General features: G+C 62.0%; 14 protein-coding genes. 4 read left to right on the plus strand and 10 right to left on the minus strand.

The genetic code is table 11. The features are described 5' to 3' along the window. Nucleotides 1-122 precede the first annotated feature (122 nt). The 3 genes from AC1Q6I_RS33945 to AC1Q6I_RS33955 all read right to left on the minus strand — a co-directional run bounded on the left by AC1Q6I_RS33945 (nucleotide 123) and on the right by AC1Q6I_RS33955 (nucleotide 2630). Nucleotides 123-1247 carry an alkene reductase gene (locus tag AC1Q6I_RS33945; protein WP_102625592.1) on the minus strand — a complete coding sequence of 375 codons (1125 nt, stop codon included), beginning with the start codon at nucleotides 1245-1247 and terminating at the stop codon, nucleotides 123-125. Between the two features lie 79 nt (nucleotides 1248-1326). Continuing rightward, nucleotides 1327-2004, minus strand: a complete 678-nt coding sequence (locus tag AC1Q6I_RS33950) for a type 1 glutamine amidotransferase domain-containing protein (protein ID WP_024074790.1) — start codon at nucleotides 2002-2004, stop codon at nucleotides 1327-1329. Beyond that, nucleotides 2001-2630, minus strand: a complete 630-nt coding sequence (locus AC1Q6I_RS33955; protein ID WP_024074789.1) for a TetR/AcrR family transcriptional regulator — start codon at nucleotides 2628-2630, stop codon at nucleotides 2001-2003. Before AC1Q6I_RS33955 ends, AC1Q6I_RS33950 begins: the two co-directional genes overlap by 4 nt. A 172-nt stretch (nucleotides 2631-2802) precedes the next feature. Between AC1Q6I_RS33955 and AC1Q6I_RS33960 the strand changes: the two genes are divergently transcribed. After that, nucleotides 2803-3744: a GlxA family transcriptional regulator gene (locus AC1Q6I_RS33960; RefSeq protein ID WP_024074788.1), complete on the plus strand. Its 942-nt coding sequence runs from the start codon at nucleotides 2803-2805 to the stop codon at nucleotides 3742-3744. On the opposite strand, the gene AC1Q6I_RS33965 is transcribed toward AC1Q6I_RS33960, so the two are convergent. Together AC1Q6I_RS33965 and AC1Q6I_RS33970 are read right to left on the minus strand one after the other, a co-directional pair. Further along, nucleotides 3741-4007 carry a hypothetical protein gene (locus AC1Q6I_RS33965; protein ID WP_024074787.1) on the minus strand — a complete coding sequence of 89 codons (267 nt, stop codon included), beginning with the start codon at nucleotides 4005-4007 and terminating at the stop codon, nucleotides 3741-3743. The two genes, AC1Q6I_RS33960 and AC1Q6I_RS33965, sit on opposite strands and share 4 nt — an antisense overlap. Nucleotides 4008-4087: 80 nt before the next feature. Then, nucleotides 4088-4594, minus strand: coding sequence for a GNAT family N-acetyltransferase (locus AC1Q6I_RS33970; RefSeq protein WP_102625598.1), 507 nt, complete (start codon nucleotides 4592-4594; stop codon nucleotides 4088-4090). A gap of 179 nt (nucleotides 4595-4773) precedes the next feature. Between AC1Q6I_RS33970 and AC1Q6I_RS33975 the strand changes: the two genes are divergently transcribed. Continuing rightward, a complete protein-coding gene (locus AC1Q6I_RS33975) occupies nucleotides 4774-5646 on the plus strand; it encodes an undecaprenyl-diphosphate phosphatase (protein WP_024074786.1) in 873 nt (290 codons plus the stop codon). 60 nt (nucleotides 5647-5706) lie between these two features. Continuing rightward, entirely contained in the window at nucleotides 5707-7689 is a 1983-nt protein-coding gene (locus tag AC1Q6I_RS33980) for a hypothetical protein (protein ID WP_102625593.1), read from the plus strand. Here the strand turns inward: AC1Q6I_RS33980 and AC1Q6I_RS33985 are convergent. The 5 genes from AC1Q6I_RS33985 to AC1Q6I_RS34005 are packed head-to-tail and all read right to left on the minus strand — an operon-like array spanning nucleotide 7684 to nucleotide 12161. Then, complete coding sequence (locus AC1Q6I_RS33985; protein ID WP_102625594.1) at nucleotides 7684-8646, minus strand: Dyp-type peroxidase; 963 nt, start codon at nucleotides 8644-8646, stop codon at nucleotides 7684-7686. The two genes, AC1Q6I_RS33980 and AC1Q6I_RS33985, sit on opposite strands and share 6 nt — an antisense overlap. Before the next feature lie 50 nt (nucleotides 8647-8696). Continuing rightward, nucleotides 8697-9515, minus strand: coding sequence for a sugar phosphate isomerase/epimerase family protein (locus AC1Q6I_RS33990; protein WP_102625595.1), 819 nt, complete (start codon nucleotides 9513-9515; stop codon nucleotides 8697-8699). 1 nt (nucleotide 9516) lies between these two features. Next, nucleotides 9517-10716 carry an NAD(P)/FAD-dependent oxidoreductase gene (locus tag AC1Q6I_RS33995; RefSeq protein WP_102625596.1) on the minus strand — a complete coding sequence of 400 codons (1200 nt, stop codon included), beginning with the start codon at nucleotides 10714-10716 and terminating at the stop codon, nucleotides 9517-9519. Between the two features lie 2 nt (nucleotides 10717-10718). Next, nucleotides 10719-11039 (minus strand): MocE family 2Fe-2S type ferredoxin, encoded by a 321-nt coding sequence (locus tag AC1Q6I_RS34000; protein ID WP_024074781.1) that lies wholly within the window; start codon nucleotides 11037-11039, stop codon nucleotides 10719-10721. Nucleotides 11040-11066: 27 nt separating this feature from the next. Beyond that, nucleotides 11067-12161, minus strand: coding sequence for a fatty acid desaturase family protein (locus AC1Q6I_RS34005; protein WP_102625597.1), 1095 nt, complete (start codon nucleotides 12159-12161; stop codon nucleotides 11067-11069). Nucleotides 12162-12323: 162 nt separating this feature from the next. On the opposite strand from AC1Q6I_RS34005, the gene AC1Q6I_RS34010 reads away from it, so the two are divergent. Next, nucleotides 12324-13367, plus strand: coding sequence for a LacI family DNA-binding transcriptional regulator (locus AC1Q6I_RS34010; RefSeq protein ID WP_024074779.1), 1044 nt, complete (start codon nucleotides 12324-12326; stop codon nucleotides 13365-13367). The last annotated feature ends 135 nt before the right edge of the window (nucleotides 13368-13502 follow it).

A 13502-nucleotide genomic window follows, 5' to 3' on the forward strand; every position in this document is an offset into this window, starting at 1 on the left:
GTAAGAGCGGAACCCTAAGCAGCCGTTACCGCAGCAACGGATATGTACTCGGTCAAATCCAACCACATGGTCGGCCCGAAGGCCGCCACGGAAACAAGCCCCCTCCCACATTGATTGCGTGACTATTCGGAATAGACGGGGTAGTCGATGTAACCCACCTCCCCCCCACCATACATCCCCTCTTCTCGCAGTGGATTCAACGGCCAGCCGTTGAATAGCCGCTGCGGCAGATCCGGGTTGGCAATGAACGGCCGTCCGAAGGCAATCAAATCCGCCAGCCCGGCTTCCACCAGTTTCGCGCCGCGTTCAGCCGTGTAACGACCGGCATAGATAATGCGGCCGCTGAAGGTGCTGCGCACGGCTTCACGGAAGGTGTCGGGCAACACGGGGGCGTTGTCCCAGTCGGCTTCGGCGATGGAGACATAGGCGATGCCCGAGGCTTGCAGCACCTTGATCGCTTCGATGTAGGTGTGATGGGGGTCTTCTTCCACCAGGCCGATATACACACGGTCCTCATCGGTACCGCTGAACAGCGGCGAAAAACGCACGCCCAACCGTTCCGGCCCCACCACCTTGCACATCGCCTCGACGATCTCACGCAAAAAGCGCAGGCGATTATCCAGTGAGCCGCCGTATTCGTCGTCACGCTGGTTGGCGTGGGCCGAGATGAACTGGTTGACCAGGTAGCCGTTGGCCGAATGAATCTCGACCCCGTCAAACCCTGCGTCCAGTGCATTGCGTGCCGCCTGGGCGTAGTGCTGGACCAGTGCCTTGACCTCTTGGGTGCTCAACGCACGGGGCACCGGCGGTTGCATCAGCTCGCCCACACCCGGCCCGGTTGCGATAAAGGCTTTGGCTTGCTCGGCTGCCAGTGCGGACGGCGCAACCGGTGCGGCGCCGTCGGGCTGCAAGGCGTTATGGGACACGCGGCCCACGTGCCACAACTGGGCGAAGATGACCCCGCCCTCGGCGTGCACGGCGTCGGTGACTTTGCGCCAGCCGTCAATCTGCGCGGGGGTGTAGATGCCCGGCGTCCAGGCGTACCCCTGGCCACGCGGTTCAATCTGCGTGCCTTCGCTGACCATAAAGCCGGCCGTCGCGCGCTGGCGGTAATACTCGGCCATCAGGTCGGTGGCGATATCGCCGGGTTGCGCGCTGCGCTGGCGTGTCAGGGGCGGCAGCACCACACGGTTGTTCAGGGTGTGATGCCCCAGTGAAATCGGGGTACTTAAAACAGAGTGGGTCATTCGAGAACTTCCAAATTGAGGACAAGCGAAAGCATTGGCGACTCCAGGGAGTCGCCAAGCCATCCAGCGTGTCAGGGGTTTAAGCGGTGAGTTTCAGCAGGGCCTTGGCCACATCACTGGAGCTGGCAGGGTTCTGCCCGGTGACCAGCAAACCATCTTCGAGGACAAAGGACTGCCAATCCGCGCCCTTTTCATACTTGCCGCCCAGGGCCTTGAAATCATCTTCAATCAGGAACGGCACCACATCGGTCAAGCCCACCGCCTGCTCTTCCGAATTGGAGAAGCCGGTGACGCGACGGCCCTTGACCAGCGGCTCGCCATTGACCGCCTTGACGTGACGCAAGGCACCCGGCGCGTGGCAGACAAAGCCGATAGGTTTGCCGGCCCGCTCGAAGGACTCGATCAGGGCGATGGAAACCGGCGACTCCGCCAGGTCCCACAGCGGGCCGTGGCCACCTGGGTAGAACACGGTGTCGAAGTCGTCAGCGTTGACCGTGTCCAATTTGACCGTATTGGCCAGGGCCTGCTGCGCAGCCGGGTCGGCGGCAAAGCGGCGGGTTTGTTCGGTTTGTGCATCGGGTGCGTCACTGACCGGGTCCAGGGGCGGCTGGCCGCCGGCCGGGGATGCCAGGACCACCTCGACCCCGGCGTCCTTGAACGCGTAGTACGGCGCGGCAAATTCTTCGAGCCAGAAGCCGGTCTTGCGGCCGGTGTCGCCCAGTTGGTCGTGAGAGGTCAGTACCATTAATACTTTCATGTTCCAGTGCCTCGATCGATGTGAATGTCAGTGTGTTCAGGGCAACCCAACATCTGTCGGGTCAGCCACAGCGCCTGATCAAAAGGCGCAGACGTACGGGTGATCTTGTTCATGACGCTGGTGCCCAGCCATAACGCATACAGCTGATGGGCGAGGTCCCTTGGGCTGTGTTCAAGCACCAGGGAACCATCTTCAACGCCGCGCTGCATGGCCTCGGCGAGCATTTGGATAGTGCGCGAGGTGCCACGATGCAGCGCCAATCGCATGGGCTCTGAAAGGTCTGACACCTCCGCACCGAGTTTGACGGCAAGGCATTTGCCTGCATCGGTGCAACCGGTCTGGTTGTCGATCCAGGCTTGCCAATAGCGCATCAACTTGGCCTGCTGGGATAACCCCGGCTGGGCGAAGAGTTGCGCCATTCCCTGCACGTAGTGATCAAAGTAGGTGTCAAGCAAGACGACACCAAATGCATCCTTGGAATCGAAGTAGTGATAAAACGAACCTTTGGGCACATCGGCGGCTTGCAGTATTTCGTTCAACCCCACGGCGGAAAACCCTTTGCGGCCCACAATCGATTGCGCCGTCTCCAGAATGGTCTGCCGTGCACTTTTGGTTTCGCTGTTCATGCTTCACTCCGCCCGATTAGACCAGTCGTCTAGTGCGTGGAGTGAATGTTAGGAGCCGAGCCTTAGGCTCACAATGTCATATCCGCAAGGATTCCGGACACGCTGCAAAGGCGGTTGCCGTTTTCCCGGCAGCCACCGACAATCCCTTCTCCCACGCCCCAGGAGACATGCGATGCACAGCGTTGCGCTGATGGTTTACCCGAACTTCCAATCCTTGAGCCTCAGCCTGGGCTCGGTGTTCGAGTGCGCGAACCTGCTGCGTGGTGAGCCGGCCTATGAGTTTCACCTGGTGTCGGAAAGCGGCGGCGCGGTGATGACGTCCCAGGGGTTCTCGGTCAATACCACGCCGATTCGGCCCGAAGGCTATGACACCCTGATCGTCAGCGGTTACCTGGAATTTCGCCTGCCGGAAGCGAACCTGCTGGCGCTGGTCAAGGCTGCGTCGCTGCAATCGCGGCGGATTGCCTCGCTGTGCACGGGCATTTTCGTGTTGGCCGAGGCGGGGTTGCTGGAAGGCAAGCGCGCCACCACGCACTGGATTCATGCGCCGGCTTTTCGCAAGCGCTACCCGGCTATCCAGTTGGAAGACGACAAGCTGTTCATCGTCGACGGCCAGATCTGGACCGGTGCCGGCATGAGCGCCGGGGTCGACCTGGCGTTGGCGATGGTGGAAAACGACCTGGGCAGCGACCTCGCCCGGCGCATCGCGCGCAAGCTGGTGATTGCCCAGCGTCGCGGCAGTGAACAATCGCAGTTGTCCGCCTTGCTGGAACTGGACCCCAAGTCCGACCGCGTGCAACTGGCCCTGGCCTACGCGCGTGAGAACCTCACCCACGATCTGTCCGTGGACGCCTTGGCCGACGTCGCCCGTCTGAGCCCGCGCCAGTTCAGCCGGGTATTTCGCGAAGAAACCGGGCAGACGCCGGCCAAAGCCATCGAAGCCCTGCGTGTGGAAGCCGCGCGGGCGATGATGGAAACCAGCCGTCACCCCGTGGAAGTGGTGGCGCGCGAAACCGGCTTCGGTGATCGCGAGCGCATGCGCCAGGCGTTTCTACGTGCTTTCGGGCAACCGCCCCAGGCGATGCAACAGGCGCTGTTCAATACGCGTGCCTAGCGGCAGTGGTAAGGGCTTTCGCTCTTGAGTTCTTCCCCGGTTTTGAGGTCACGGATGGTCACCGTGGCTTTCGGGAAGTTCTGGCAGAACATATTGCGCGAGGAATAGATACCGCTGCCGTGGCTGGTGATCACCATGTTGATCGGAGCGCCCGAGGCGTCGACGGCCGTGACATCGTAGTCACCCGACATGGTTACGCAACCGCCCAAAGTCAGCAGCAGCGCAGCGCCAACGAGGTATTTGGAAAAAGACACTGTGTGCATTTCGCATCCTTGTGAAATTAAGGGCCAGAACGGCCAGCGAGATTAGGAACAGGCCGCCGCGTTTAAGTTCAACATTGTGTTCAATGCAACGCCGCCCGGGTAATCAGGTAACTGGTCAACTGCGGGTCATCGTCCAGCTCGATGGCCTGCACCGGGCGTGGCAGGTTATCCAGCACCGTACGCCAGAATGCCTGGGACACTTCATCCTGGTCATAGAAACGCACCAGCCAATCGGCCTCGCCGCTGCACAGCACCTGGGTGGCGATCGCGCTGCCGATGCCCTTGCGGCGATAGCGCTTGAGAATAAACAGGTCGACCAGTTCCAAGGCATGGATGCCCGGCACTTCGCTGCCCTCGATCAGCAGGAAGCCGGCGATATAACCGTCGACCAGCAACAGGTTGGCGCTCCATTGCGGGTCTTGCCAATAGCGGTTCAGGTGTTCGTCATGGATGTAGAAACGACCGTCCGCCTCGACATCTTCCTGCTCCCAGTCCGACGACTCGTAGGCGTAGTACTGGTAAAGATTGCGGATCAACTCGGATGCTTCGGGGCCGGTCTGGATCAATTCAACGGTGGTTTCAGGCATGGGGCTCTCGGTGAAAAAAAACAGGGCGCCATTGTTCACAAAACCCCGCCCCAGTCCAATAGCGGTCTCCACCTTTCTACTTGCTGAACCGATTGCAAATAGCGATTGCATTGGCCGAATTCTTGAAACATTTGGAATAAACTTCGCCGACTCGCCCGTTATTCTCAAGGACACCTATTTTGACCAACGTCTGTTCCGCCGGCCTGGATGTGGGCTTCGCCTCTCTGGATTACCTGCAAATCTTTATCCTGGGCGTGATCCAGGGCATTACCGAGTTGTTACCGGTGTCGTCCACCGCCCACATGCGCGTGATACCCGCCCTGCTCGGCTGGCAAGACCCGGGCTCGGCGTTTTCGGCGGCGATGCAGTTGGCGGCGCTGGCTGCGGTGGTCAGTTACTTCTGGCGCGATGTGCACCAAGTGACCACCGGCAGCATCGGCGCGGTACGCCGGGGTGACTACAACGACCGCTGGTTCAAGCTGGCTGTGGCGATTGTGCTGGCGACGATCCCCATCGGCATTGCCGGCCTGGCGCTGTCCTCGACCTTGAATGCCTGCAACTCGCCGTTGCGCGGGCTGATGGTGATCGGTATTTCCTGCGTGGTGATGGCGGTGTTGCTGGCGGCGGCCGAGCTGCGTGCCCGGCATACACGGGACGTCAGCCAGATGCGCCTGCGGGATGCGTTGATCGTCGGTGTCGCCCAGATCGGCGCGTTGATTCCAGGCGTATCGCGTTCCGGCTCGACCCTCACCGCAGCCCTGTTCCTCAACTTCAAACGCGAAGAAGCCGCGCGCTTTTCCTTCCTGCTGGGCCTGCCGGCCATCGCCCTCGCAGGCCTGAAGGAGCTGTGGGTGCTGCTGCACGCCGACATGCCCGCCCACGCCTGGCCGCATTTGCTGTTTGGGCTGGTGGTGGCCAGCGTGTCGGCGTTCTTTGCGATCTGGGGCCTGATGAAGTTCCTGGAGCGCTTCTCCACCTGGCCCTTTGTGATCTACCGCGCGCTGCTCGGGGTGTTCTTGATTGTGGCGGTCAGTACCGGCTTGCTGAGCTGACCCGAGGCGCAGGTATTCGTCTGGTAGAGTTCAGTGATCGCAACGGAGTGGTCGCTGAACATGTCTTTCTTGAAACGCGTACAACACCAGAAAATTTCACGTCCCAACCAACACAGCTTCCACCCTGACCGGTGGAACGCAGCGCTGGATCCCGACGCCGCTGACGCACAGGACAAGAGCCTGCATCAAGCCGGCCTGTGGTTTTACCGCGCGTTTGGTGAGTTGCGCAAACAGCTGAGTTTTGCCGCTGACCGGCAGATCCCCAAGAAGAACAAACTGTTGGCGTTCATCACCCATGCCAACCTGAACGCCATGATGTATGAGCAGGCCGCGAAGGAGATTCGCGAAAACACCGGTGACCTCGATCCGGCCGAGATCACGCGCCAGCAACTGGTGCCCAAGTTTTCCGACAACCAGGGTACAGAGCACTCGATCGATGAGGTTGCCCAGGCCGATATCGACGGGCTGCAAATGCCCATCCAGATGGTGCTGGCGGAAAAAGGCGATGCATCAGAACCGGATATCAGCACCACGCATTTCGACCTCAAGCGTGTCGCCCACGACTATCAACTGGGTGCCTTTTACGGTGTGCTTGAAGAGCACTGGGAGGACTGCCTGTGGAACGACTATAGATTCGAGCACGGTGCCAGGATCTTGCTCACGCCAGGCAATCAGCACTTCGCCGCCTGGAAGGTCATCAGTCAATTTCGGCGCAATATTCTCGTTCATTCGAAGACAACCGCGCGGATCATGCACTTCAGCAGGCACTACACGCAAAACTCCCACACCGAACTGGGGATTGTGCGACCTGTCTGTGCGATCACCCACCGTGAGGGCGTCACTCACTACCACCTCGCCGACGACGCAGAGGTCCAGCGCTCAGCCCTGGCCACCTACCTGATCATCCATGAGGCCCTGGAACCGTACTACAACGGATATTCCGCCTTCCAGGCGCCCAAATTGGATGGAGCAACCCTCCATGACGTGGTCAGGTGCTGGGCCGTCCTGTGCAGCCTGGCAAGATGCCTGCTGGATACCCCCAAGGCGCCACCTGAAACACCGTTGGGCGACTCGTTGCTGGTGCATGTGGCTGCACCGATGGTCGATAGAACCGCGTTGCTCAATGCGGTATCCGAATCCCTGGGAGTGGACCTGGCACGTAGCCGGGCACTGATTGATTTCCTGACCTTTGATCACACCGAAAAATCGGATACCGGTAAGAACGAGTTGTGGACGCAACCGTTAATCCCCTACAACGACGATAAACTGCTGGTGTTATTCACGCCGCTGCTGTGGGGCACCACCCAACGCAACGTGAATATCTGGTTGCGACAGATGGGCGCCGACCTGGCGGCGCGCGGCAACTCGTTCGAAACCCATGCGCGTCAGGTCCTGGAACGCTATGCCCAGGACTCGCGCCTGAGAAAACACATTCGAATCATGCCGCATGCCTTCACATTCAACTTACCGAAGGCCGCTACGCCCCCGTATGAGGACATCGACCTGCTGATGCTGATCAGCAGTACGCTGGTGGTCGGCGAAGTAAAATGCTTCCTGCAACCTGCCGATACGCTGAGCACCTTCAAGCATCGAGACAAGGTCATCGAGGCTTGCGCGCAACTGGCACGCAAAATCGAGGGTATCCGACAACATGAAAAGTCTTTTAGAAAACAGTGCCTGAAAGCCAATTTCCCGCTGCCTGACAAGCTCTCGATCCAACCCGTGGTGCTGTTGAACGGACCGGCCCACTGCGGGACTCCCTATGACGGCATACCGATTGTCGACACGTTGATTCTGTCGACCTTCCTGAGCGGCGTTATCCGGCAAAACATCACCGAAACCGTCGAGGGCGTGATCGCCGAAGAGCAGATTCATCTCTACACGGACCTCCCGGGCGCTGAAGCCAACCTTGCCGATTACCTGTCAGCCCCACCGCAACTGGCCTATATAAAAGCCGGGCTCACCGTGCAGGAATCCAACCGCCAACACATTGCCCAACCGCTCGAGGCCATCAGCTATCGGTATTTCGAGGTGGTCCTATAGGCCGGGGCTGCGCTCCGCCAGTTCGTCGAGCAGATCGGCCGACGGCACGAAAAACAAGCCGCCGGTGACCGCCGTGCTGAAGTCGAGCAAGCGGTCGTAGTTGCCCGCCGGGCGGCCGACGAACATGTTTTCCAGCATCTGCTCCAGCGGCTGCGGCGAGCGTGCGTAGCCGATGAAGTAGGTGCCGAACTCCCCGGCGCCCGGACGGCCGAAGGGCATGTTGTCGCGCAGGATTTTCACTTCTTCGCCGTTCTCGTCGGTGATGACGGTCAGCGCGCTGTGGGAATTGCTCGGCTTGGCCGCATCGTCCAACTCGATATCCGACAGTTTGGTGCGCCCGATCACCTTTTCCTGGGCTTCCACGGTCAGGCCGTTCCAGGCGGTCATGTTGTGCAGGTATTTCTGCACCAGCACGTAGCTGCCGCCTTCGAATTCGGGGTCTTCGTCGCCGACGATGGTGAAGCCCACGGCCTTGCGCCCCACCGGGTTCTCGGTGCCGTCGACAAAGCCGATGATGCTGCGCATGTCGAAGTAGCGGAAACCCTGGACTTCATCCACGACCTTGACGCTGTCACCGAGGGCCGTCATCAGTTGGGTGGCGAGTTCAAAGCACAGGTCCATCTGTTCGGCACGGATGTGCAGCAGGATGTCGCCGGGCGTCGACACTGCCATGCGCCCTGGCACCCCGAACTCGCGAAATGGATGCAGCGAGGCCGGGCGTGGCGCGCCGAACAGCCGGTCCCAAGCCTGCGAGCCGAAGCCACAGACGCACGTGAGGTTGCCCGTCGGCACGCGTTTACCCACCGAGCGCACCAGCCCGGCGATGTCCGCGCACCAGGCGCGCACGCTGTCTTCAGTGCCAGGCGCGACGGTGGCAACCATGAAAATCGCGCTGCTGGTGATGGGGTGGCAGACGGACTGCGGTTCAAGAGGCGGCTGAACAGACGAAGTCGACATAGTGGAAGTCCAGGCTAAAGGGCGAGAGTGAACCCGCGCAGATTAGCAGATCATTTCCGACACTCCTGCCACACGTCGCGAATCAATGCCTTGAGCTTCAACGCCTCGGCCCAGCGATCACTGATTTCACGCCCATCGGCGCCGGTGATGGCATAGGGCGGCGGGCCCAGTTCGCAGGTGAAGGAAAGGCTTTGCGGGGTTTCGGGGCGGGCCAGCCAGTCTTCGATCCCGTAGCGCCACCACTCGGTAAAGCGTTGCACCCAGGCTTGGTGCTGGGGAAACGCCAGGGCGACTTGCACCTGTTCACTGCTGGCCACACGCCCATGAAAGCCCCAGCTGTGCTGCAGGATCGTGCGGATCTGTTCATCGTCTTCAACGGCGCCGGGCTCGGGCAATTCGCGCCCGACCACGTAGTGGGACAAGTCAGCGAGCAGTTTCAGGTCGGGCATCTGCGCCAGCAGGTCGAGGGTGAACAGCAGGTCGTTGGTGAGGCGATAGCGGTGGGTTTCCAGCAGCACCGGAAAGTCCACCTGCTCGGCCAGGCGTTGCCAGCCTTCGATCAAACGCGCGGCCTCGGTTTGGGTACGTGGGCGCACATCGGCTTGCAGGGTGAGGTGGTGGCAGCCGTGGCGGCTGATCACATCCAGTGCGGTCGCCAGGTCGTCGACGCTTTGCGGGAACAACTGGCCTTCGATCTGCAGGCCCCGCGCCGTGGCGGCGGCGTGTAGGCGCGCCACATCGGCGGCTTGCCAATAGTGATCGGTAATGCCGTCGAAACCGGCGGCTTTGATACGGTCGAGTTGGGCCTCCAGAGGGCCGGGCTCGGTGTGCATCGCCCACAGGGATTGGAATACCAGGAATTGGCGCATATCAGCCTCGCAGCAGGTGTTTGAGGGACACGTGGGGGTCGGCCAGGCTGGCAGGGTTCAGGGCGATGCGCGCGCTGATCAGCCGTTCGCACAGCTTGACGTCCTTGGCCACGCTATTGCCGGGGCCCCAGCCGCAGGCGCCTTGCAGGCGATGGTCGGCGTCGAGGTAGAACAGCAACAGCCCCGCGTCCGGCAATGCACGGCTGACGGTCAGCGGCGTGATCACGCCCACGGTCTGCAACCCCCAGTCGTACTGGTCGGACCAGAAACCGGGGAGCGCTTCGAACGGCTCGTCGCGCCCCAGCATGTTGAGCGCGGCATGCCGCCCTTGCGCCTCGGCGTTGCGCCAGGTTTCCTGGCGTTGGTACTCGCCGCCGAGGCGAAACTCGCAAACGTCCCCTGCCGCGTAGATGTCCGGCACACCGGTGCGCAGGTGCGTGTCAACGCGAATGCCCTGCCCCACCTCCAGCCCCGCCGCCACGGCCAGCTCGATATTCGGTTGCATGCCGATGCCGACCACCACCAGGTCACAGGGCAGCCATTGCCCATCCACCAGTTGCACCGCCTCTGCATGGATCGACTCCAGCGCCACATTCAGGCGCACGTCGACGCCGTGTTGGCGATGCAGCTTCAGCAGTGCCTCGGAGATGACCGGCGCCAGCACCCTGCCCGCCAAGCGTGGCCCGGCTTCGAGCACCGTCACCTCGCAGCCCAGGCCGCGCGCCGTCGCCGCCACTTCCAGGCCGATAAACCCGCCGCCGACAATCACCAGCCGCGCTCCGGGGCGCAACGCGGATTTCAGCGCCAGCGCTTCATCGTGGGTGCGCAGGTACAGCACGTTGGCCTGTTCCTGGGGCAAACGCCGCGCCCTGCCCCCGGTGGCCAGCAACAGGCCGGCGTAGGACAGCCACTGGCCGTCGGCGAGTTGCAGGCGGTGTTGCGGCGGGTCCAATTGGCGGACCGGGTTACCGGCGATATGTTCGATGCCCAACTCGGCCAGCCGCGCGCTGTCGCACAGGCTGCATCCGGCCAGGTCCATGCTGCCCTGCAACAGCCCTTTGGACAGGGGCGGCCGCTCGTAGGGCACGTGCGGCTCGTCGCCGATCAGGATCAGGCGCCCGCTGTAGCCTTCTTCACGCAGGGTCAATGCCGCGCGGCCACCGGCATGGCCGGCGCCGACGATGATCAGGGCGGCGGTCATCATCAGGCCGTGACGGCGAGCAAAACCCGCCCCGCTTCGACCCGCACCGGGTAGGTCTTGAGGTTGACGCACACCGGCGCGCCCAAGGCCTTGCCGGAGCGGTAATCGAAGCGCCCGTTGTGCTTGGGGCATTCGACCACATGGTCCATCACCAGGCCGTCGGCGAGGTGGATTTTCTCGTGGGTGCACAGGCCGGCGGTGGCGAAAAACTCATTGTCCGCCGAACGGAACACCGCGTAGGTGTGCGGCCCGTGATCGAAGCGCAGCACGTCTTCTGCGTCTATTTCGCCCACGGCGCAGACGTCGATCCATTGATCGTTCATGGCGTTTTCTCTTGTTATTGGAGGGTGTCAGCCGGCAGTGGCTTCTGCATGCATCGGGGCCCTGGCGGCCGGTTCAGCACTGGGGCCGATGGGACGTTGGACGAAGTAAGTCGAATCGCTGCGCTGCTTCCAGATCGTCGGGATGATTTCCTTGTACGCCTCGAACAGGTTGGCGTACGGCGGCGGGCAGTCGTTGCGGATCTCTTCGTGCAATTGCGCCAATGCGTGGTACGGCACCATCGGGTACATGTGGTGCTCAAGGTGGTAGTTCATGTTCATGTAGATAAAACGCAGCACGCGGTTCATGTAGATCGTGCGGCAGTTGCTGCGGTGGTCGAGCACGTCTTCGGCCAGGCCCACATGCTGGCTGAGGCCGAACACGTAACCGAGCCAGGCACCGTAGAGGCTCGGCAGGCCCACCAGCATCAGCGGCAGCCAACTGTGCAGGTACAACGCAGTGCCGATGACCAGCGCATAAATGCCGACCCAGATACGCGCGGCGCGGAACACCTTGGGCCACTCGGACTCCGGGATAAAGTCCTGCTCCTGGGCACTCATCTGGCCGATCGCATGGCGCGCCACACCGCTGAAGGTCTTCCAGGCCAGGGGCAGGTTGAACAGGCTGAGCACCATCATCGGCAGGCTCGGCGGGCGTGGCTCGACGATCTCCGGGTCGCGGCCGACGACGATCGTGTCGGTGTGGTGCCGGGCATGGCTCCAGCGCCACACGTGGGGCTCGAAGATGCACATGAAGCTCGCGACCTGGTACAGCACGTCGTTCATCCAGCGGGTCTTGAATGCGGTGCCGTGGCCGGTTTCGTGCCAGCGCGGGTTGGACGCGGTGCCGTACAGCACGCCATAGGCGAGGAAGAACGGCACGCAGGCCCACGTGCCCCAGAACCAGTAGCCGCCGAAGCCGGTGGCGAACAGCGCGGTCACCCAAATAGCGGTATCGAGCAAGGCCGGGGCGTCGCGGCGTTGCATCAGTTCTTTCATGCGTTTACGGGAAATCGGCGATTGGTACCAACTGGCCGAGACCAGGCCTTTTTCCGCCGCGCGGGCGGCTTCGGGACCGGTGAGGCTGTAGTCGCGCCGAGCGTGATGAGCGGTGTGTTCAGGCATTGTTATTGTTCTCCGCAAGCGAGAGGTTTCAGGTGCTTTGCGAAACCAACGATAGAGTGCGGCTAAATCACCCTCAAGGCCTTGAATCCATTCCCTATCAAGCTATCATCCAGGCCCAGCGGGGCTTGATAGTTTTCTATCAAGACGCTCAAGAGGGCTGTCATGAACAACAATAAGCGCCCCACCATCGCCACCGTCGCCGCCCATGCGGGCCTGAGTGTGGCCACTGTCGACCGCGTGCTGAATGCGCGCGCGCCAGTCAATCCGCAGACGGCCGAGCAGGTGTTCCAGGCCGCCGAAGCCGTGGGCTATTTTGCTGCGCGGCTGATCGGCCAACGCATCCGCGAACGCCGGCCGACCTATCGCTTCGGCATTCTGCTGCTGGGCACCGCCCAAGCGTTCTATGCCCACCTGGCGCAGTCGATCAGCGAGGCGGCGCAACAACACGCCACCACCAACCTCACCTGCCAGTTCGACTACATCAACGACCGCACACCCAGCGCCATTGTCGCGCAGATCGAACAACTGGCCGTGCAGTGCGACGCCCTCGCCGTGGTCAGCTTCGCCCACCCGCTGATCAACGCCTGCCTGGCGCAGATCCGCGCGGCCGGCGTGCCGGTGGTGGCCCTGCTCTCGGATATTCACGAGCAAGCCCTTGAACCCTACGTGGGCCAGGACAACCACGTGGTCGGCCGCACCATGGGCTGGCTGCTCGCCCGCACCTGTGGCGCACGCAAAGGCAGCGTGGGGATCCTGCTCGGCGGCCATCGCTTCCTCGGTCACCAGGCACGGGTCGAAGGCCTGCACAGCTACCTGGCCGAACACGCACCTGGGCTCAAACCGCTGGAGCCGCTGATCAACCTGGACAACTGCGACATCACCGAAGAAGCCACCCTCGACCTGCTCACCCGCCACAGCGACCTGCGCGGCCTGTGTGTGGTCGGCGGCGGCGGCGACGGCATCATCAGCGCCCTGGCGCAGCTGCCCAAGCGCCCGGCGTTGTGCTGCATCTTGCAGGAGTCCACGGCGCTGTCACGCCAGGCACTGAGCCAGGGGTTGATCGATGTGGTGATGGATTCACAGCCCAGGCAGACGGCGAACGCGCTGGTGCAGTTGCTGGTGGAATTGCAGAGCGCCGAGGGGTTTGATCCGGTGCGGCATCGGGTGCATATCGCGCCGCAGATTGTCACCTCGGAGAACATGTGAGCCTGAGACAGGGGGATCAAATGTGGGAGGGGCAAGCCCTAATGCCGTTCAGTTAAGCGTACATCGCCTTCTGTAGGAGCGAGCTTGCTCGCGAAAAACTCACAGGCGCCGCGTTGATTCAGGAAACACGCGTTA

The organism is Pseudomonas sp. MPR-R2A5 (assembly GCF_058793055.1).